The following is a 19,197-nucleotide window of genomic DNA, read 5'->3' as shown; positions in this document are numbered from 1 at the left end:
CTCGTGGAAGCGGAGTTGGTAGCACTGGCGGCGGCGGGAGCGACCACGCTCGTCCAGCAGATGGTCACGGACACCTGGACCGCGGCGAGAGACCGACTGGCAAGCATCCTCTCCCACGGCTCAACGCCCCCGGAAGCGATCGGCGCCGACCTGGACGCGGCCCGCGCCGAACTCGTTGCCGCCCAGCAGTCCGGCGACGAGACCACGACCGACGACCTCCAGGCCGAATGGCGCTCCCGCCTGCGCCGCGCCCTCCAGGCGGACCCCGAGGCGGCGGCGGAACTGCGCGCGCTACTGGAGGAACTGACCCCGTCGCCCCCCGCGTCCCGCACAGTCAACGTCACCAACACCATCAGCGGCGGCACCCAGCACGGCCCGGTCATCCAGACAGGCACGATCGGATCCATCCACCTCGGCGGCCAGGACAGCTGAGCCGGGAGCGTGACGCCTGGGGGCGGGAGGCCGCGCCGACGGACTCCGTCAAGCGGCGGCCTCCAGCAAGGTCGAGTCAGGCTCTGTCCAGCGGGGACCCGTCAAGCCGCGGGGGTCGCCAGCAGCGCGTCGATCTGGTCCAGGGCCGCGGCCATACCTTCGGCCATGCCCATGGACACCAGCTGCTCCATCGCCTCGGTCGTGGGGAAGGTGCTCTCGACCGTCATCACGGTAGCCGTCTCGCCGTCCGCGGTGAGCTGGACGCGGACAATCGTGACGGGCATGTCCGGGTTGGGGCGGCCGGCGTCGTCGGCGAAGCCGTCTTCGAACTCCAGCCGGTGCGGGGCGTCGGTGGACAGGATGCGCCACCAGCCGTAGTGCTTGTCGCCTTCCGGCCCGGTCATGAAATACGTGACCGCGCCGCCGGGCGTCAGGTCATGGTCGACGACGGTCGCGGGATAGGTCGGCGGGCCCCACCACCGCTCCAGCTGGCGGGGGTCCTGCCAGACCTGCCACACCCGCGCCCGCGGCGCGTCGAACCGCGCGGTGAGCGTCATCGCCAGGGCTTCAGGGTCCTTCTGGACGTCGATCATGGTCATGCTCGTGCTCCTTGCTGTCTTCTGAGTCGGGACCGGCGAGAACCGCGCCGATCCGGTCGATACGCCCTTGCCACACGGCCGCCAGCTGGTCCAGCAGCCGATGCGCCTCGCCCAGGGCGCCCGCGTTTCCCCGCACCCGCTGCTCCCGGCCCTGCCGTTGCTTGGTGACGAGCCCCGCTCGTTCCAGCACCGCCACGTGCTTCTGGACGGCCGCGAAACTCATCGGGAACCGCCGGGCGAGCTCTGAGACCGAGTGCTCGCCGGTCAGGGTGAGGGCCACGATCTCGCGCCGCGTCGTATCAGCCAGGGCATGGAAGAGACGATCGGCGCGGTCGGTGGACTCTTGATATACAACCATTGAGTTGTACTTTAGTGCCGTCGTCGGGCCCCGGCAAGTGGTGTCCACCGGGCAGGGTCTTCCAATGCAGACCGTGCGGGAGCCGTGCCGCGTGCGGGTTGAGGGGGCCGTCTATGTCGAGGAGGAGCGGCGGGCGGTCTGTCGTAGGGGGAACTGCCCGTCGGCCGGCCGGATTACCGCAGGCAGGCGTGGGCAGCTCCGGACCACGGTTTCCGCGCTCTCAGAAGTCGACGCGTGTCGGCTCGTCCAGCCGGGCCACCGACTCCTGCTCGTACTCCTTGATGTACGCCTCGCGGATCCGCTCGATCTGCGGATCGCGGGCGCGCGCCTCCCCGGTCGGATACAGCAGGATCAGTTCGTACGAACGCTCCCGCTCGATGACACCGCCGGCGTCCCGCCACTGCCCGCGGCCTTCCTGGATCGTCAGCCCCGACGGGAAGCTCGGCGTGACGCTCCGGTCGATGAACGCCATGAACTGCGGGTCGGTCACGTCGGGTCCGCCCTCCGGCCGCTCGGTGCCGAAGAACAGCCGCGTCTCGACGTATGCCGCACCGCGCGCCGCCGCCGACGACGACGACGGGGACTGTTCGCTGTCGAGCGCGGCGGTGGCGGCGGGCGCGGCCACCGCCAGTACGGAGACGGTGGCGCCGGCGACGGCGAGGAGCGTGCGCTGCTTCAAGCGGGGCATGGGGGAGGGGTCCTTCCTTCGGGGGCACGGCTGCGTTGCCACTCTGGCAAGCAGGCCACACGACAGCCGCCCGGACGCCGTATTCGGCTGGATACCACCCACACCAGCGCATCCGCTGGAATCCTGAGGACGGAGGAGGACTCGATGGAGTCAATGGATTCGATGGCAACCACGAAGACGGACACGCACCCGCCCGCCGATCTCGTCGTGGACGGCTGAGACCGGCGTCTGCTGACCCTCGACGTGCCCGCGATCGCCGCTGAACTCACCGAACGGCTCCCGGTGTTGACGAAACGGCGCAGAGGACACCGCGTCCAGGACTACGAGACGTAGACCAATGCGAACATATGGGCCATAAATGCGCGCCATAACTCGAATGGGCTCCTGGCGTTAGTGCGGGTGCGGGTAAGTGCCCGCGAACGTCTCCTCTCCTGAAGGCAGGGAACCCATGAGACAGGCGCACCGAAAAGTCCTGGCCACCGTGATGCTCACGGGCGGCGCGCTCGCCATGGCGGGGTATGCCCATGCCGACTCGAACGCGGAGGGCGGAGCGGCCGGTTCACCCGGAGTGCTGACCGGCAATGTGGCGCAGGTCCCGGTTGACGTCCCGGTCATTGCCTGCGGCAACACCGTCAACGTCGTCGGACTGCTCAACCCGGCAATGGGAAACTCCTGCGCCCACGCCTCGCACAGCGTGCCGCGCCCGCACAGGCAACGCGTGCCGCTCACAGGCTCGGACAGCAACGAACCTCCCGATCCCGCCGGTCCGGCCGATCCGGCCGAACCTGCCACTCGCCTCGCCGAGACTGGTTCCGCACCGGTCGCCGTCGCCCTTCCCTCGGGTGCGGCCCTGCTGCTGGCGGGCGTCGTGCTCTACCGCCGTCCCCGCCGCTCTCGCCGGTCGTACCCCCAGGAGCCCGGCGGTTCCGCCTAGCCCCGGCCAGCCCCGCCTAGCGTGCGCCAGCCCCGGCTAGTGGCTTTCCGCGCGCCAGGACCCCAGCACCCCATCGATCACCGCCGCCACCCTGCCCCGCGCCTCATGGCGGGCGACCCCGGCCATCAGCAGCGTGTCGTACTCCGTGTCGACGTGCCGTACGGCCGCCCGCACCGCCGCCGTGACCGCCCCCGCCTCCAGGGAGCGGCCCGCCGCGGTCCGCCCTACCCGCCCGCTGCCCCGCGCCGAGGCGTGCGCCGCCACCTCCCTGGCGCGGGCAGCCGGACACCCGGGGAACAGGCGCAGGATCTCCGCCGCGAAGTCAGCGGCGAAACGTACGTCATCGGCCGCCCGGCGCCCCGCGTCTCTCCCCCAGCCTTCGGCCGGGGGCCCCCATCTCGCTTCGCTCGCGGCGGCGGGCCCGCGCATCGGCGTCCGCCAGACACGCCGACTCCGCCCGCGCCAGCGCCGCCTCCTCGACCAGCAGCCCCTGGCGTTCGTACCGCTTACGGCGACGGCTGAAGCGGATCACGACCGCCCACAGCGAACTCGCCTCCCGCGCCCGGCGGGTGAGCGCCGCCGAACCCCGCAGCAGATACACGAGGTGGGCGAGGTCGGCGCAGTCCAGGCAGACAGGCGCGTTGAACTCAAGGATGTGCGGAGGGACAGGCCCCTGACGGCACTCCGAGCAGTGCCGCCCCTTCAGTGGTTCGATCACCACCAGTTCCATGCCGGGAACCTACCCACCCCGGTACGCTCCGCTCTCATGACCTTGATGCACTGTGCCGTACTCGACGACTACCAGGACGTCGCCCTGTCGATGGCGGACTGGTCGGCCCTCGCGGCGCACGGCGTCGGCGTCGACGTACGGTCACTGCAAAGCCACTTCACCTCCGAGGGCGCGGTCGCCGAAGCCGTCGGCGACTGCGAGATCCTCGTCGTGATGCGCGAGCGCACCCCCTTCCCCGCGTCCCTCTTCGCCCGCCTGCCGCGCCTGAAACTGCTGATCACCTCGGGCATGCGCAACGCCGCCATCGATCTCGAAGCAGCCGCCCGCCACGGCGTCACCGTCTGCGGCACCGCCAGCAGCTCCGCGCCCCCCGCCGAGCTGACCTGGGCGCTCATCCTCGGACTGGCGCGCAATGTCGTCCAAGAGGCCACGGCCCTGCGGGAGAACGGGCCCTGGCAGTCCACCGTCGGCGCGGACCTGCACGGCCGCAGGCTCGCGCTCCTCGGCCTCGGCAAGATCGGCGCGAAAGTCGCCCGCGTCGGGCAGGCCTTCGGCATGGACGTCATGGCGTGGAGCCAGAACCTCACCGACGAGCGGGCCGCCGAGATCGGAGTCGTACGGGCACGCTCGCTCGGGGAGTTGCTCGAAGCCGGTGACGTCGTCTCCGTACATGTGCGGCTCAGCGACCGTACCCGCGGGCTGATCGGTACGAACGAGCTCAAGCGGATGCGGAGCACCGCCTGTCTCGTCAACACCTCACGGGCCGAGATCGTCGACCAGGCGGCGCTGGTGCGGGCGCTGCACGACGGCTGGATCGCCGGGGCGGGCGCCGACGTCTTCGAGACCGAGCCGCTGCCCGCCGGCCACCCGCTGCGTACCGCGCCGAACTTCCTCGGGCTGCCGCACCTCGGCTATGTCACCCGAAGCAACTACGAGGGGTACTTCCAGCAGGCCGTCGAGGACATCGCCGCGTATCTGGCCGGCCACCCGATACGTACGCTGTAGTTCGGTTAATCGTTCGAGTGTGGGTCGCGCGTCTTGCTACCTTGATCGACGTGGCGAAACTCAATCAGATCATCGCAGTCGAGAAAGGCGTCAAGTCCAAGGCGCACCAGGACCTGACGGCGGCCCACCACGGGCTGCAGAAGCCCGCGTTGCTGGCCGGCATCTCGCGTACGTACCAGCCCAAGGACGAGGAGGGCGAGCAGCTGCCGCCCGAGTCGACCAGGGTCCAGGTCAAGGCCGAGGACGTGCTGCGCGAGACCGCGAAGACGCTGACCCGGCTGTTCGATGTGACGGCCACCAAGGACTGGGCCAACTGCACCGCGCGCGCCGATGTGACGGTGGACGGGCGGGTCCTGGTGAGCGAGGTGCCGGTGGCGTATCTCTTGTTCCTCGAGAAGCAGTTGACGGATCTCAACACCTTTGTGCGCAAGCTGCCGGTGCTCGATGCCTCGGAGTCGTGGACACAGGACCCGTCGACGGACGCGTGGAAGACCGAGTCGGTACGCACGCTGCGTACGAAGAAGGTCCCCCGCAACCATGTGAAGGCGGAGGCGACCGAGAAGCACCCGGCTCAGGTCGATGTGTACTACGAGGACATTCCGGTCGGTTACTGGACGACCGTGAAGTTCTCCGGTGCGCTGCCCGCGCGGCGGGTGAACGAGCTGCTTGAGCGCGTGGAGAAGCTCCAGCAGGCGGTGAAGTTCGCCCGCGAGGAGGCGAATGGCGCGGAGGTCACCGACCAGCGAGTGGGCGACGCCGTATTTGGCTATCTGTTCGGGTAGCCTCAATGATTCCCCGTCCGCCAGTGTGCGGACGGGGTGCGCGAGGAGCGCAAGCTGAAACTGAAGCTTGTCGTGATGAGCGGTTCAAGTGGAGGTTCGAGTCCTCCCCGCGGCACCTTCTTTCCCGTACGTGATGTCAGGTCACGTCGGGTCACGGGCCGCGGTAGCCCAACTGGCAGAGGCAGACCGCGATCAATCTCAGACTATTGCTCCAGACTCAGCATTCGCCGCCGATCGCCGGATCGACCGGGCCCGAGCCCTGGTGCGTCGAAATGCCGGTTCAAGTCCGGCCCGCGCAGCTCAATGTGCGGTGGTCCAAAGGCAGGACGCGGCGACATAACGACTGACTCGGGTTCTTAACTGTGCCGGCGTGCGACATGGGCGGCCTCACAGGGCTCGGGGGCCGGCTACGCCCCCGGGCCCGCTCCCATCTCCGCTCCTTTTCTGCTCCCTTTCCGCTTGCGCTTCCGCTTCCCGTTGCCTTTGTGTACGGGTACGTTGGGGCCGTTTCGGCGACGGTGCTGGAGGGTTCCATGGGGTTCAGTCAGATCGTAGGGAACGCGCGGCAGGGGCGGCGAGCGCGTACCGGGTTGGTCCTGGCCGGGTGCATGGCCGCGGTCGCGACCGTACCGTCCGCCGCGAACGCCACGCCCGGCAGCGGCGTCTCGGGCACGGTGCTCGCGCAGGGCGTGTCAGAGGAGACGCTGAAGCTGAAGGCCAGGGGCCGTACCGATGTCGTCGTACGGACGATCACCGTGGCGCCGGGTGGCTCCACCGGCTGGCACCACCACCCCGGGCAGCTCCTCGCCGTCGTCCAGTCCGGGACGCTGACCCGGACGCTGGACGACTGCTCGGTGGAGGTGACTCCCGCCGGTACGGCGTTCATCGAACCCTCCGGCTCGGCCCACCGGCATATCGGGCGCAACCTGGGCAGCGAGCCGGTGGTGCTGTACGTGACGTATCTGCTGCCCGCGGGCAGTCCGCTGTCGGTGGACGTGGACGCGCCGCCCTGCGCCGCCGACAGGTAATCGCTCCCGGCATGGCATGGTCAACCCCATGTCGAGTGAGCAAAGTGAACAAGCTGAGGTTCTGTGGACGCGACTGCCGGAAGCCGTGCGGGAGCGTGTCGATGAGTTGATAGTTCAAGGCAAGGTGGTCCAGGCGGCCATGGTCGTACGGGATTCCCTCCGGGAGGCCGGGACCGAGCCGCTGCCGAGCCTTATGGCCTGCCGGGCCATGCTCGCCCAACGGATCGGTCCCTGACGATGATGGACGGATGCGACTCGAAGCGATCACCTGGGAGCGGCTGACGGAGGCGCTCGCCGACCGCGCCATGAAGACGACCGTGCCGGATAAGGCCGTGCCGGATAAGACCGTGCCGGATAAGACCGTGCCGGAGAAGACCGTGCCCTCCGACGAGAACCCGGATGCGGGGTCCTGGCTCCGCATCGGCATCGACGGCGCGCCCGCCGCGCGGACCGGTGAGCTCGCCGGGAGCGTCGCCGAGGCGCTGCGGCTGCGCGGGCGGAGCGTGCTCGTGGTCGGGACGAGCGGGTTTGTGCGGCCCGCCTCGCTGCGGTACGAGTACGGGCGCGAGGACCCCGACACGTACTACAGCGGCTGGTTCGACACCGGCGCGCTGTGGCGGGAGGTCTTCGGACCGCTGGACGCGGGCGGCACCGGGCGCGTGCTGCCCACTCTCTGGGACCCGGCGACCGACCGGGCGACGCGCAGTCCGTACGTGGAACTCCCGCCGGACGGGGTGCTGTTGCTGCACGGGCCGTTCCTGCTCGGGCACTGGTTCCCGTTCGATCTGACCGTACATCTGCGGCTGTCGGCCGCGGCGCTCGCGCGGCGTACGGAGCCGGGGGAGCGCTGGACACTGCCGGCGTTCCAGCGGTACGAGGAGGAGGTCGGGCCGGGGGAGGCGGCGGATGTGCTCGTACGGGCCGACGATCCGCGCCGTCCCGCGTGGGGCGGGCTCGACTGATGCCGCTCAGGGCAGGGGCCGGGCGGTCAGGGCGTGCGGCGGTCGGCCGCCGACGACCGTGACCGCCTGCGCTCCGGCACGGCAGCCCCGGGCCGCCGCCGTCGCGGCGGCCGCCCCCGACAGGCGGGCGGCGAGGAACGCGCCGGTGAACGCGTCGCCCGCCCCCGTGGAGTCCACCGCATCGGCCGGGACCGGCGGGATGCGCGCGGTGACCGTGCCGGACTCCGCGACCAGGGCCCCGTCCGCGCCCAGGGTGACGACGGTCAGCGGGACACGGCGGCTCAGCGCGGCGGCGGCCTCGGCCGGATCGGCCAGGCCGGTGAGGAGGCGGGCCTCGTCGGCGTTCGGGATCAGTACGTCCACGCCTTCCAGCGCCGTAAGCATCCGGTCCACCCCGAGCTCGGCGATGAACCCGGCGGACGCCGGGTCGACGCTCACCGGCACGCCACGGGCGTGGGCCGACTCCAGGGCGAGCACGGCGAGCCGGCGGCTGGTGTCGGAGAAGAGGAGGTAGCCGGAGAGGTGCAGGTGGCCGACGCCGTCCAGCAGCGACGGCGACCAGTCGGCGGGGCACATCCGCCGTACCGCGCCGCTGTCGGTGAGGAACGTCCGCTCGGCGGTCGGGTCGACGAGGGCGATGACGGTCGCGGTGGGAGCCTCAGGATCGGCGATGAGGAAGGGGCGTACGCCCGCGTCGCGAAGCCCCTGTTCGTGCCGGCGTGCTTCGTCCTCGCCGACCCGGCCGAGGAGGCGTACGTCCGGGCAGCCGTAGCGTGCGGCCCAGCAGGCGGCGTTGGCCCCGGCGCCGCCGGGCAGGATGCGGATCCTGGCCGCGGTGTCGGTCCCGGGGGCGAGCGGGGAGTCGTGGCTGGCCACGACGTCCGTGACGACATCGCCGATGACGAGGAGACCTGTGCGGGCGGTGGCCCCCGTGGCGGGACCCACGAGCGCGGGCGCGCGGCCCGGGGCCGCGGTGTCGGGGGCCGCAGCGCTTGCGGCCGTGCGGCTCGGGGGCACAGGCGCGAGCGGCGCGGAGCCTGCGGGCACGCGGGGTGGGGTGGCGGTATCGGGCGGCGCTGTGCGTGTGGGTACTGGGCACGGGGTTGTAGCGCTCGCGGGCATCGGCCCGGGGAGCGCGGACACGCGGCGCTGGGGCGCGGTGCTTGCGGTGGCCGCGGTACCGGTACCGGGCGCCGGAGCGCCTGCGGCCTCGGGGGCTACGGGTGCAGGGCCCGGTGTCGCGGTGCCTGGGGGCATCGGCCCTGGGAGCGCGGACCCGAGGTGCGGGGGCGCGGGCCCGGTACTGGGCGCCGGAACGCCTGCGGGCACAGCCCCTGCAGCCTCGCAGTCTGCGGGCACAGGGTCCGCGAGGATATGGCCTCGCAACGTAGCGCTCGCAGGGGCAGGCCCCGGAGCGACAGTGCCCGCAGGAACCGGCCCAGCGAGTGCGGGCACTCGGCCCAGGCTCGCACGACCGAGCGGTGCGGGGCCCGCGGGCACATGCCCCGCCGGGGGCGCGGTACCGGGCGCCGGAGTGCCTCCGGCCACAGCGCCTGCGAGCACAGGCCTTGGCGGCGCAGTGCCTGCGAGGATCGGCTCCGGGACTGCGGGCATGTGGGCCCGGGTCGCGGTACCGAGCGCTGGAACCTCTGCGGGTACAGCGCGTGCGACGACGGGGCCGACGGGCCCAACCCCTGCAGCCACAGCGCCTGCGGGCACAGGCCCCGGCGTCACAGTGCCCGCGGGCATCGGCCCCAGCAGTGCGGGCACGTGGCCCTGGCTTGCGCTATCAGGCGGTGCGGCTCCCGCGGGCACGCCGCCCGGAGCCACGGGTCCCGACCGCGCAGCGTCCGCGCGCGCCAGGCCCGACCGCGCAGCGTCCGCGCGCACAGGCCGGGGCGGCACAGCGCCCGCCTGCACCGGTTCCCGCACCAGCTCCCGCCCCGGCGGCACCGCCCGTATCGGGCGCCCTGCCCTCACAGTGCCGCCGCGATCCGCGACGCCAGGCGCACATTCCCCCGCACCGCCGCCAGGTTCGCCTCCAGCGAGGCCCCACCCGTCCGGCGCATCAGGTGGTCCAGCAGGAAAGGCGTCACCGCCTGGCCGCTGATGCCCCGCTCCCGGCACTCGTCCAGCGCCTCGCCGAGCACCCGCTCGTGCAGCGCCGGATCGAGCTGCTCCTCCTCCGCGACCGGATTGCCGACGATCAGCGCCGACTCCGGCCCGCCCAGAGCCTCCTTGACCAGGATCACCTCAGCCACCTCCTCCGGCGTGTTGACCGTCCAGTCGACCGGTTCGCCGGAGGACCTGAGGTAGAAGCCCGGGAAACGGTCGATCCCGTATCCGAGGATCGCCACGCCCAGCGTCTCCAGCCGTTGCAGCGTGGCTGGGACATCCAGGATCGACTTCACACCCGCGCACACCACCGCGATCCGGGTCTGCGCCAGCAGCCTCAGGTCCGCCGACTCGTCCTGCGACTCGCTCCACTCGCGGTGTACGCCGCCGAGCCCGCCCGTCGCGAAAACCTTGATCCCGGCACGCGCCGCCAGAAACGCCGTCGCCGACACCGTCGTGGCCCCGCTGGCCCCTCTCGCCAGCGCGGGTGCGAGATCCCGGTGGCCGAATTTGCGTACGGTGTCGTCGTTCGCGATCCGTTCCAGGTGGCTCTTCTCCAGGCCGACATGAGCCCGGCCGTCCAGTACGGCGATGGTGGCGGGGACGGCGCCCTCGGCTCGTACGAGCTCCTCCAGCTCCTCGGCGACGGACAGATTGCGCGGACGCGGCAGTCCATGCGCGATGATCGTCGATTCCAGGGCGACGACGGGCCGGTGCGCGTCGAGCGCTTCCTGCACTTCCTCGGTGAGCAGCATGTCCCATCTCTGACACGGGAGGGGCCCGCCCAAACGTCAACCCACGGCGTCAACACGCAGCGTCAACCTGCGGCCTCAATGTCAGCCCGCCCGCCCATCGCCACAGCCGGGCAGCCCAGGCAGCCGATCCGCCCGTACCACCTGGATCACCGAGCGCGAGCCCGCCGCCTTCGCATCGCCGCTGGTGTGCGCGATGGCGAGCGCGCCGCCTCTGGCCTGTGCATAGCCGTACTGCGGGGTGATACGGGCGTACGCCGACGAGCGCAGGTCCAGGGCGTACGCGGCCTCCGGCGTACGCCAGGTGATCAAATCGCCGCTGACCCGCAACTGATCCATGCCCTCCGCCGTGCCTCCCGCCACCGCCGCCACCGCCGCGACCGGAAGGAGCTGTCCCGTACGCCAGACCATCAGTTTCGGCTCCCGCTCGCCCGCGATCCACGCCCAGGTGGAGCCGTCCGCGGCGGGCGAGCGGAAGTCGCGGAGGCGCGCGAGCGGGGCGGGCAGCGGCGCCGGGCGCAGCGTCGCGAACGAGATCGCCGACAGGCGGGTGGCCTTACCGGAGGCGTCGGCCTCGCGCCAGGCCAGCAGTCCGCCCGCGGCGAAGGGCGCGTCGAGGACGCCGGTGTGCAGAGCACGCGGTGCGCCACCGGACGCGGGGGCGGCGTACACCGTGGCCTTCCCGCCGCCCGTGCCGTGCGCCCAGAAGACCGTCCCGCCACGGACGACCGGCTGGGGCAGGGGTCCCGGCTGCCCGCCGGACCGGGCGAGTACGCGCGTACGGCCTGTGTGCTCGTCCCACACACGCAGGGTCCACGCGCTGTCGAGCGTACGGCCTTCGAGCACCGCGAAGGCCGCCCAGCGGCCGTCGAAGTCGGCGCTGAGGAGCTGGTGTTCGACGGGGTCGGCGAAGTCCAGCAGAGTACGTGGGGTACCGCCACCCTGAACGAGCGCGGCGCGCCGCTTCTTCCGGTTGTCCGAGAGCTGTACGACGGTCCAGCGGGCGGCGGCCGGGCCGACCTCGGTGAGGACGGCCCGCTCGCCCGCCGGGGCGCGCAGTTCACCGGCGGCGAAGGCGGTACGCCAGGTCGGGGGCAGCGGGACCTCGCAGGCGGCCCGGACGGCAGACGTCGTCGTCGGCTGCGGCGGCTTGGGTGCCGGGGCGGCCGCCGACGAGCATCCGGTGAGTGCGATGCCCGCCAGCAGAACCGCGCAGAGCGCCGACGACGGCCTACCGGACGACCTACCAGACGTACCCACGGCCGCCCATGATCGTAGTGATGGTGTCGGAGGAGATCCGCGCCGACTTGGGCACACTCGCCGCCCAGGAAATGACGCTGGTGCTCACCCCGCCCACCGGATCGAGGTAGCTGACCTGCCCGGCCGCGGTGTCGCTGTTGTAGCCGTCGATCGAGACCCAGTGGAAGATCTCGAGATTCGGATGCCCGACGAGATGCGGCCCGCCCGGTACCTCCCAGGCATTGGCCGCGATGGCGTAGTCGTTGTCCGTGTTGTGGACGATGTGCTGCTTGAAGTTCGCCTTGTCGGTGGCGGTCGGGGTGTACGGCAGCGCCTTCGGCACATAGCCCGCGCCCGGGATGCGGTGGTTGAGCGCGTCCGCGATGGGATAGCCGGTCGGATTCGGCACGCCGATGTTGATGCCGTACCAGGCGGTGCCGCTGGTGTTGGTCTTGAGGAGGGTCGCCGCGGACTGCTGCGACAGGCCCGCCGCCTCCGTGTGGGCGGACTGGGTGATCACGAGGGCGGCGGGTCCGCACCAGTACGAGTTCTTCTGCGACTGGTGCAGCCCACCGGAGAGTATGTATCCGGCCTGCGCCGCCGCCGAGCGCGTGGAGACACCCTCGTACGATCTTGCCGCGTCCGCCTGCTTGCGGGCGGTGAGGCTGTGCTGTTCGGCGGTGAGTCTCTGCGTGCCGAGGGTGTCGTGGGCCGCTTTGTACGAGGCGCCGGGGGCGGTGGAGCCTCCGGCGGGTCCGGCGGGTCCGGCGGCTCCAGCGGTTCCGGCGGCCCCAGCGGTTCCGGTGGCTCCGGCGGTTCCGGCGGCGGGTCCGGCGGCGGTGAGTGCCGTGACCAGACCGGTGACGGCGGCGAAAGCGAGACAACGCCGTGTGCTGCGCACTGCTGACATCGGTCTCTCCTGTCCGAGTGGGGGGAACCCGGCGAGTTTGACGCGTGCACGCCACAATGGACAGGGTTTCCGTGACCTTCTGGGCGAGCAACATTGGGTGCACCAAAGACGGTTTCGCCGACCAGCGTTTTTGCTGGTCGGCGAAAGATTTCCGGGCGGTGAACTTCCAGTGCCGCCGTCAGTCGACAGGGGCGGGCCGAGCGGGCTGAGCCGATCGAGTGAGAGCTCTACGTATCGCCAGCCCGGCCATCGGCAGCAGCAGGCACGCGCCGACAAGGTTCAGCCAGCCGTAACTGGCCTGCGCGACAATCACGCCCGCGGCCACGCCGCCGATGCCCGCCGCCGTGTTCATCGTCAGGTCGGACAGGCCCTGCACGGCCGCGCGGGCGGGCTGCGGCACGGACTCCGTGAGCAGCGTGGAACCGGCCACCAACCCCGCAGACCAGCCGAGACCCAGTACGAAGAGACCGGCGGCGGTCTGGCCGTGGCTCGCTCCGGCCGTGCCGGCCAGCGCCGCCGCCACGGAGAGCAGTCCGGCGGCCAGTCCGATCACCGCGAGCCGTCCGACGCGGTCCGCCAGCCAGCCCATCACGGGAGACAGGGCGTACATGCCCGCGATATGGCCGCTGATCACGAGACCGATCAGCTGGATGTCCGCGCCGTGGTGGCTGAGCGCGACCGGGGTCATCGACATGATCGACACCATCGCGGTGTGTGAGACGGCAACGGCGACCAGCGCCAGCTGGGCCATGGGCGACTCGCGCACGGCCCGCACCCCGGCACGCAGCGAACGGCCTTCGGGGGAACGGTCGCCCGGGGACATGGCACGGGCGGTCAGCAGCGGATCGGGGCGCAGGAGGACGAAGACCATGACCGCGGAGACGAGGAAGACCCCGGCGGCCCAGAGGAACGGGCCTGCGGCGGCGGGTATGCCGAGCCCGGAGACGCTGCGGCCCGCGGGCGCGGCGATGTTCGGGCCGAGCACCGCGCCGATGGTGGTCGCCCAGACGACGGTGGAGATGGCCCGGCCGCGATGCTCGGGCTCGGCGAGGTCGGCGGCGGCGAAGCGGGCCTGGAGGTTGGCCGAGGAACCGGCGCCGAACCCGGCCATGCCGAGCAGCAGCAGTGGGAAGTTCGAGATGACGGCCGCCAGTACGACCACACCTGCGCCGAGGGCTCCGATCAGATACGCGAGGACGAGACCTGGCCGCCGCCCGCGGGCCGTCATGAGCGCGGCCAGCGGCATGGAGAGCAACGCGGTCCCGGCCACGGTGGCGGTCGGGGCGAGCCCGGACAACGCCTCGGTGCCGCTGACGTCCTGCGCCAGGACGGCGGCCAGCGCGATGCCGGTCGCGACGCCGAGCCCACCGAGGATCTGACTGGCGATGAGCACGGCGGTGACTCGCCGCCGCAGCGCGGCCAGCCCGTCCACGGACACCGGCGCGGCGGCCGGGGAGGTCTCTATGCCAGCTGCGTCGTCAGCTGCGTCCGGGCTGGTGGTCACTGGCGCAGTGTGCCAGCCCGCACGCGCGTACGAAACTGGCTTTCCGTCTTTCCGTCTTTCCGCACCGAGTCACCCCGGGCGCGCCCATCAGAATCCCTCAGGCAGAACCCCTCAGAACAGCGGCTCCGGCAGTACCCCCTCCAGTGCCAGCAGCTTCCGCTTCGTCTCCAGGCCGCCCCCGAAGCCGCCCAGCCCGCCGTCCGTCTCCACCACCCGGTGGCACGGCACCACCACCGGCAGCGGATTGGACCCCATCGCCGCGCCCACCGCCTGCGCCGCGCCCGGCTGGCCCACGCGTGCCGCCAGATCGCCGTACCCCGCCACCGTTCCGTACGGCACTCTGGCCATCAGCTCCCGCAGCACCTGTCGGTTGAAGCCGGACGACAGCGTCCAGTCCAGCGGCAGGTCGAATGCCCGCAGCTCGCCCGCGAAGTACGCCTCCAGCTGACGTATCGGCTCTGCCAGCCGGCCCGCCGGGCTCTCCGTCGGCTCGGAGCCCAGCCGGGCCGCCAGACGGCCGAGCGCCTTGTCCCGTACCGCCGCGTCGGCATGGAAAACGACGGTCACCAGGCCACCGTCGGTCGCGGCGAGCAGCAGCGGCCCGATGTCCGTGCCGACGACAGTCCACTCGAAGCTGTTCATGCCGACCACCGTACGACCCGGCACTGACAACGCCGGTTCAGTGCCCGCTCAGGGCCGTTCAGTGCGTTCGGTTCAGCGCGTCCCGTACGACGTCCGGCTTGTTGGTGATGATCCCGTCCACCCCGAAACCGTCCACCCGCGCCGTCCCCGCCGCATCGTCCACGGTCCAGGTGTTGACCTGCAGCCGCTTGCCGTGCGCGCCCTTGAGCTGGTGCACCGCGGCCACATAGTCCGCGGTCAGGGCGGTGTGCGTCGGATTGATCTGGTCGGTGAACACCGCGTACGACGGCAGATCGGCGACCGCCGGCATGCCGAGGAACCCGGTGATGACGTCCGGCCGCTGCTGGTGCACCGCCTTCACGCTGTCCGCGCCGAAGCTCTGGATGACCAGCTTCCGCTTGACGTGCGAGCGGTCGAGCCAGCCCTCGTGGCGCAGCACCCGCAGCGTGTCCTTCTCGATGCCGGGGTAGAGCTCGGGCTTCTTGATCTCCAGGAGCAGCTTCTGGCCGTTGTCCTCGACCCGGTTCAGATACTGCTTCAGCATCGGCACGCGCGCGCCCGCCCACTTGTCGCCGAACCAGCTCCCGGCGTCGAGCGTGGCGATCTCCGCGGCGGTGAAGTCCTTGACCTTCCACGGGGAACGGCCGGGAAAACGCTGCTCCACATCGGTGGTCCGCGCCAGCGAGTCGTCGTGTACGACAACCAGCTCGCCGTCCTTGGTGCGCTGAACGTCGTTCTCGACCCACGCGAAGCCCATGTCGTCGGCGAGGTCGATCGCCGCGAGAGTGTTCTCGGGCGCGTACGCGGAGGCGCCCCGGTGGGCGAACACCAGCGGGTCGGCGGACTTGGCGGCCTGAGAGGCGGAGGGCCGAGCTGTGGCGGCCTCGGCCACCGAGCCCGTCAGGAGCAGCGCGGTCACTCCCAGGGCGCTGCCCCCCAGAACGGCTGCGGTCATCGCGGTGGCGGCGGGACGTACGTACACCTGGATTCCTCACGTCGTCATGTCATGGACGGGACAGAGAGTGGCAGCCGTACGCCAACGACGAACAGGCGAAGTGTGGCCACAACGTGAACGCAGTCGTCCAGAAGACACCCGAACACATGCAGAACGCACGCAGAACGCATCATGGGTCGATTTCCTTGTCGACAAATGCCCGTACAAGGTTTTCTTACGGAGATCAGGGCCATACCCTCAGCCAAATATCGGACGTTCCATCAGGGATCGCGGGATCACCAGGACCGAGGGGGCAAACGGGCATGCAGGGGACTGTGGACAGTTTCAGTTATGGCCTTGTCACACCTGTGGCGGCGTACATCATGGCGTGCCTCGGCGGAGCACTCGGCCTCCGCTGCACCACCAGGTCGGTCCGCAACCGGCGATCTTTCAAACCAGGCTGGCTCGCACTCGGCGCGATCGCGATCGGTTCAGGCATATGGACCATGCACTTCATCGCGATGATGGGCTTCAGCGTCGCGGAGGCGCCGATCGCCTACCACAAACCGACCACCTTCGCGAGCCTCGCCGTCGCGATCGTCATGGTCGGCATCGGGATCTTCATCGTCGGCTACCGCGGCGCGACTCCCATGGCCCTGGTCACCGGCGGCACGATCACCGGCCTCGGGGTGGCCACCATGCACTACCTCGGTATGGCGGGCATACGACTGCAAGGGCGTGTCGAATACGACACCCTGACCGTCGCCCTGTCCGTCTTGATCGCCGTCGTGGCCGCCACCGCGGCGCTCTGGGCGGCCGTGTCGGTCCATGGCTTCCTGGCGAGCCTCGGCGCCAGCCTGGTGATGGGCATCGCCGTGAGCGGCATGCACTACACCGGGATGGCGGCGGTCAGCGTCCACCTGCACGGGCTGACCGGCTCCGCCGGAGAGGCCGATTCGCCCGCCACCCTGCTGGCGCCCATGCTGATCGGCCCGGCGGTCTTTCTGCTGCTCGCCGCGGTCGTGGTGATGTTCGACCCGCTGCTGGTGATGGGCGAGCCGGACTGGCAACGGTCCGACGGGGCGAAGAACCTCCGCCCCGGGGTGCCCGCCCACCGGCCGCAGCCGTCGTACGGAGACCCCGCCGGCTGGGCGCCCGCCCGGCCCCCGCGCCGCGCCGCGGTCCACAGGGAGGCTCCCCACAGGGAATCTCCGCGCTCCAGCGACTGGTGACCGGCCGCCGGGGGACGACCACTCACGGCTGATCGCCCGCCGACCGATCGCCGACCGACCGATCGCCGATCGAGCACCGATCACCCCGGCTGTCAGTGGTGGGTCGTACGGTGGTTCCATGCGGCCAGTTTCAAAGATCGAACGTACGGTGGCGCCTTTCGAGGTCGTCAGTCCCTTCCAGCCCAGCGGCGACCAGCCCGCGGCGATCGCCGACCTGGAGCGGCGTATCCGCGCGGGCGAGAAGGATGTCGTCCTGCTCGGTGCCACGGGCACCGGAAAGTCGGCCACGACCGCCTGGATGATCGAGAAGCTCCAGCGCCCCACCCTCGTCATGGCGCCGAACAAAACCCTGGCCGCCCAGCTGGCGAACGAGTTCCGCGAGCTCCTGCCGAACAACGCCGTCGAGTACTTCGTCTCGTACTACGACTACTACCAGCCCGAGGCGTACGTCCCCCAGTCGGACACCTACATCGAGAAGGACTCCTCGATCAACGAGGAGGTCGAGCGGCTGCGCCACTCCGCGACGAACTCCCTGCTCACCCGGCGAGATGTCATCGTGGTCGCCTCCGTCTCATGCATCTACGGCCTCGGCACCCCGCAGGAGTACGTCGACCGGATGGTCTCGCTCAAGGTCGGCGACGAGATCGACCGCGACCAGCTGCTGCGCCGCTTTGTCGACATCCAGTACACGCGCAATGACGTGGCGTTCGCGCGCGGCACCTTCCGGGTCCGCGGCGACACCATCGAGATCTTCCCGGTGTACGAGGAGCTCGCCGTCCGTATCGAGATGTTCGGCGACGAGATCGAGGCCCTCTCCACCCTGCACCCGCTGACCGGCGAGATCATCAGCGAGGACCAGTCGCTCTACGTCTTCCCGGCCAGCCACTATGTGGCCGGTCCGGAGCGCATGGAGAAGGCGGTCAAGGGCATCGAGAAGGAGCTGGAGGAGCGCCTGGCCGAGCTGGACAAGCAGGGCAAGCTGCTGGAGTCCCAGCGCCTGCGCATGCGCACCACCTACGACCTCGAGATGCTCCGCCAGATCGGCTCCTGCTCCGGCGTCGAGAACTACTCGATGCACTTCGACGACCGCGACCCCGGCACCGCGCCCAACACCCTCATCGACTACTTCCCCGAGGACTTCCTGCTCGTCATCGACGAGTCACATGTCACGGTGCCGCAGATCGGCGCGATGTACGAGGGCGACGCCTCCCGCAAGCGGACCCTGGTCGACCACGGCTTCCGGCTGCCGTCCGCGCTCGACAACCGCCCGCTGAAGTGGGAGGAGTTCCAGCAGCGCATCGGGCAGACGGTCTACCTCTCGGCCACCCCCGGCAAGTACGAGCTCTCCCGCGGCAACGGTTTCGTGGAGCAGATCATCCGCCCCACCGGGCTCATCGACCCGGAGGTCGTGGTCAAGCCCACCGAGGGCCAGATCGACGACCTGGTGCACGAAATCCGCCTGCGCACCGAGAAGGACGAGCGTGTCCTGGTCACCACGCTCACCAAGAAGATGTCCGAGGACCTCACCGACTACTTCCTCGAACTGGGCATCCAGGTCCGGTATCTGCACAGCGACGTGGACACCCTGCGCCGGGTCGAGCTGCTGCGCGAACTGCGTTCCGGTGAGTACGACGTCCTGGTCGGCATCAACCTGCTGCGTGAGGGCCTCGACCTCCCGGAGGTCTCGCTGGTGGCCATCCTCGACGCCGACAAGCAGGGCTTCCTGCGCTCCGGCACCTCGCTGATCCAGACCATCGGCCGCGCGGCGCGCAATGTCTCCGGCCAGGTCCATATGTACGCGGACACCATCACCCCGGCGATGGCACAGGCCATCGACGAAACCAACCGACGCCGGGAGAAGCAGGTCGCGTACAACACCGAGCGCGGCCTCGACCCGCAGCCGCTCCGGAAGAAGATCAACGACATTGTCGCGACCATCGCGCGCGAGGAGATCGACACCGAGGAGCTGCTCGGCAGCGGCTACCGGCAGGCGAAGGCCGAACAGCCGGGCAAGGGAGCCAAGGCCCCGGTCCCGGCGCTCGGCGGCAGGGCGGGCAAGGCAGGAAAGGCCGGCAAGAAGGGCGACGTGCTCTCCGACCGCCCCGCGGCCGAACTGGCCGGGATCATCGAGGAGATGACCGAGCGGATGCGAGCCGCCGCCGCCGACCTGCAGTTCGAGATCGCGGCACGTCTGCGCGACGAGGTGGGGGAGTTGAAGAAGGAACTGCGGCAGATGAAGGAGGCGGGCCTCGCCTGACCCCGCGCACCTGGTGTGTTTCAAGAGCGACACAATAGTGAGCCAACTGTGCTGCGTGACCGGAGTCACTGCGTAGGGTGCATGGCAACCGCAT

19 protein-coding genes, 1 tRNA gene and 1 pseudogene are annotated in these 19,197 nt (G+C 70.6%); 10 read left to right on the top strand and 11 right to left on the bottom strand.

All coding sequences use genetic code 11. From position 1 onward, the window contains the following. Window positions 1–3: 3 nt before the first annotated feature. A complete protein-coding gene (locus tag ACIHCQ_RS14740) occupies window positions 4–432 on the top strand; it encodes a hypothetical protein (protein WP_399661823.1) in 429 nt (142 codons plus the stop codon). Between the two features lie 101 nt (window positions 433–533). On the opposite strand, the gene ACIHCQ_RS14735 is transcribed toward ACIHCQ_RS14740, so the two are convergent. The 3 genes from ACIHCQ_RS14735 to ACIHCQ_RS14725 form a co-directional block, all read right to left on the bottom strand. Continuing rightward, window positions 534–1,031 (bottom strand): SRPBCC domain-containing protein, encoded by a 498-nt coding sequence (locus tag ACIHCQ_RS14735; RefSeq protein ID WP_399661822.1) that lies wholly within the window; start codon window positions 1,029–1,031, stop codon window positions 534–536. Then, window positions 1,000–1,389, bottom strand: a complete 390-nt coding sequence (locus tag ACIHCQ_RS14730; protein ID WP_399661821.1) for an ArsR/SmtB family transcription factor — start codon at window positions 1,387–1,389, stop codon at window positions 1,000–1,002. Before ACIHCQ_RS14730 ends, ACIHCQ_RS14735 begins: the two co-directional genes overlap by 32 nt. A 220-nt stretch (window positions 1,390–1,609) precedes the next feature. Further along, window positions 1,610–2,077: a DUF3574 domain-containing protein gene (locus ACIHCQ_RS14725; RefSeq protein WP_399661819.1), complete on the bottom strand. Its 468-nt coding sequence runs from the start codon at window positions 2,075–2,077 to the stop codon at window positions 1,610–1,612. Window positions 2,078–2,525: 448 nt separating this feature from the next. Between ACIHCQ_RS14725 and ACIHCQ_RS14720 the strand changes: the two genes are divergently transcribed. Then, the gene (locus ACIHCQ_RS14720) at window positions 2,526–3,011 is read left to right on the top strand and encodes a chaplin (RefSeq protein ID WP_399661817.1); all 486 of its coding nucleotides are present in this window, start codon (window positions 2,526–2,528) and stop codon (window positions 3,009–3,011) included. Window positions 3,012–3,047: 36 nt separating this feature from the next. Here the strand turns inward: ACIHCQ_RS14720 and ACIHCQ_RS14715 are convergent. Then, window positions 3,048–3,741, bottom strand: a pseudogene (locus tag ACIHCQ_RS14715) (DUF2293 domain-containing protein). Window positions 3,742–3,777: 36 nt separating this feature from the next. Here ACIHCQ_RS14715 and ACIHCQ_RS14710 point away from each other — a divergent pair. From ACIHCQ_RS14710 to ACIHCQ_RS14685, 6 genes are all read left to right on the top strand, one after another. After that, entirely contained in the window at window positions 3,778–4,746 is a 969-nt protein-coding gene (locus tag ACIHCQ_RS14710; protein ID WP_399661815.1) for a D-2-hydroxyacid dehydrogenase family protein, read from the top strand. Between the two features lie 50 nt (window positions 4,747–4,796). Beyond that, entirely contained in the window at window positions 4,797–5,528 is a 732-nt protein-coding gene (locus ACIHCQ_RS14705; protein ID WP_399661813.1) for a hypothetical protein, read from the top strand. Window positions 5,529–5,685: 157 nt separating this feature from the next. Next, window positions 5,686–5,826 (top strand) — tRNA-Thr (locus ACIHCQ_RS14700). A gap of 235 nt (window positions 5,827–6,061) precedes the next feature. Beyond that, complete coding sequence (locus tag ACIHCQ_RS14695) at window positions 6,062–6,556, top strand: cupin domain-containing protein (protein WP_399661811.1); 495 nt, start codon at window positions 6,062–6,064, stop codon at window positions 6,554–6,556. A gap of 28 nt (window positions 6,557–6,584) precedes the next feature. After that, window positions 6,585–6,791 (top strand): hypothetical protein, encoded by a 207-nt coding sequence (locus tag ACIHCQ_RS14690; RefSeq protein WP_399661809.1) that lies wholly within the window; start codon window positions 6,585–6,587, stop codon window positions 6,789–6,791. 13 nt (window positions 6,792–6,804) lie between these two features. Beyond that, window positions 6,805–7,518 carry a uridine kinase gene (locus ACIHCQ_RS14685; protein ID WP_399661807.1) on the top strand — a complete coding sequence of 238 codons (714 nt, stop codon included), beginning with the start codon at window positions 6,805–6,807 and terminating at the stop codon, window positions 7,516–7,518. 6 nt (window positions 7,519–7,524) lie between these two features. Here ACIHCQ_RS14685 and ACIHCQ_RS14680 read toward each other — a convergent pair whose 3' ends face one another. The 7 genes from ACIHCQ_RS14680 to ACIHCQ_RS14650 form a co-directional block, all read right to left on the bottom strand. Continuing rightward, window positions 7,525–8,463 (bottom strand): carbohydrate kinase family protein, encoded by a 939-nt coding sequence (locus ACIHCQ_RS14680; RefSeq protein ID WP_399662038.1) that lies wholly within the window; start codon window positions 8,461–8,463, stop codon window positions 7,525–7,527. 1,031 nt (window positions 8,464–9,494) lie between these two features. Continuing rightward, window positions 9,495–10,388 carry a pseudouridine-5'-phosphate glycosidase gene (locus ACIHCQ_RS14675; protein ID WP_399661805.1) on the bottom strand — a complete coding sequence of 298 codons (894 nt, stop codon included), beginning with the start codon at window positions 10,386–10,388 and terminating at the stop codon, window positions 9,495–9,497. Between the two features lie 81 nt (window positions 10,389–10,469). Continuing rightward, entirely contained in the window at window positions 10,470–11,645 is a 1,176-nt protein-coding gene (locus ACIHCQ_RS14670; protein WP_399661803.1) for a hypothetical protein, read from the bottom strand. Beyond that, window positions 11,629–12,534 carry a hypothetical protein gene (locus ACIHCQ_RS14665; protein ID WP_399661801.1) on the bottom strand — a complete coding sequence of 302 codons (906 nt, stop codon included), beginning with the start codon at window positions 12,532–12,534 and terminating at the stop codon, window positions 11,629–11,631. Before ACIHCQ_RS14665 ends, ACIHCQ_RS14670 begins: the two co-directional genes overlap by 17 nt. A gap of 178 nt (window positions 12,535–12,712) precedes the next feature. Beyond that, on the bottom strand, window positions 12,713–14,038 hold the full coding sequence (locus ACIHCQ_RS14660) for an MFS transporter (protein ID WP_399661799.1): 1,326 nt from the start codon (window positions 14,036–14,038) through the stop codon (window positions 12,713–12,715). A gap of 111 nt (window positions 14,039–14,149) precedes the next feature. Next, window positions 14,150–14,680: a methylated-DNA--[protein]-cysteine S-methyltransferase gene (locus ACIHCQ_RS14655; protein ID WP_399661797.1), complete on the bottom strand. Its 531-nt coding sequence runs from the start codon at window positions 14,678–14,680 to the stop codon at window positions 14,150–14,152. A gap of 58 nt (window positions 14,681–14,738) precedes the next feature. Beyond that, entirely contained in the window at window positions 14,739–15,635 is an 897-nt protein-coding gene (locus tag ACIHCQ_RS14650; RefSeq protein WP_399662036.1) for a glycerophosphodiester phosphodiesterase, read from the bottom strand. Window positions 15,636–15,937: 302 nt separating this feature from the next. Here ACIHCQ_RS14650 and ACIHCQ_RS14645 point away from each other — a divergent pair, with 302 nt between their 5' ends. Both ACIHCQ_RS14645 and uvrB read left to right on the top strand, forming a co-directional pair. After that, the gene (locus tag ACIHCQ_RS14645) at window positions 15,938–16,846 is read left to right on the top strand and encodes an MHYT domain-containing protein (protein ID WP_399661795.1); all 909 of its coding nucleotides are present in this window, start codon (window positions 15,938–15,940) and stop codon (window positions 16,844–16,846) included. A 118-nt stretch (window positions 16,847–16,964) separates the two neighbouring features. Beyond that, window positions 16,965–19,103: an excinuclease ABC subunit UvrB gene (uvrB, locus tag ACIHCQ_RS14640; RefSeq protein WP_399661793.1), complete on the top strand. Its 2,139-nt coding sequence runs from the start codon at window positions 16,965–16,967 to the stop codon at window positions 19,101–19,103. The last annotated feature ends 94 nt before the right edge of the window (window positions 19,104–19,197 follow it).

Origin of the sequence: Streptomyces sp. NPDC052236 (assembly GCF_044548015.1) — a bacterium.
In the GTDB taxonomy this organism is placed as follows: domain Bacteria; phylum Actinomycetota; class Actinomycetes; order Streptomycetales; family Streptomycetaceae; genus Streptomyces.
Note: the sequence above shows the minus strand (reverse complement) of the source record. Positions and strands in the feature narration are given on the sequence as shown.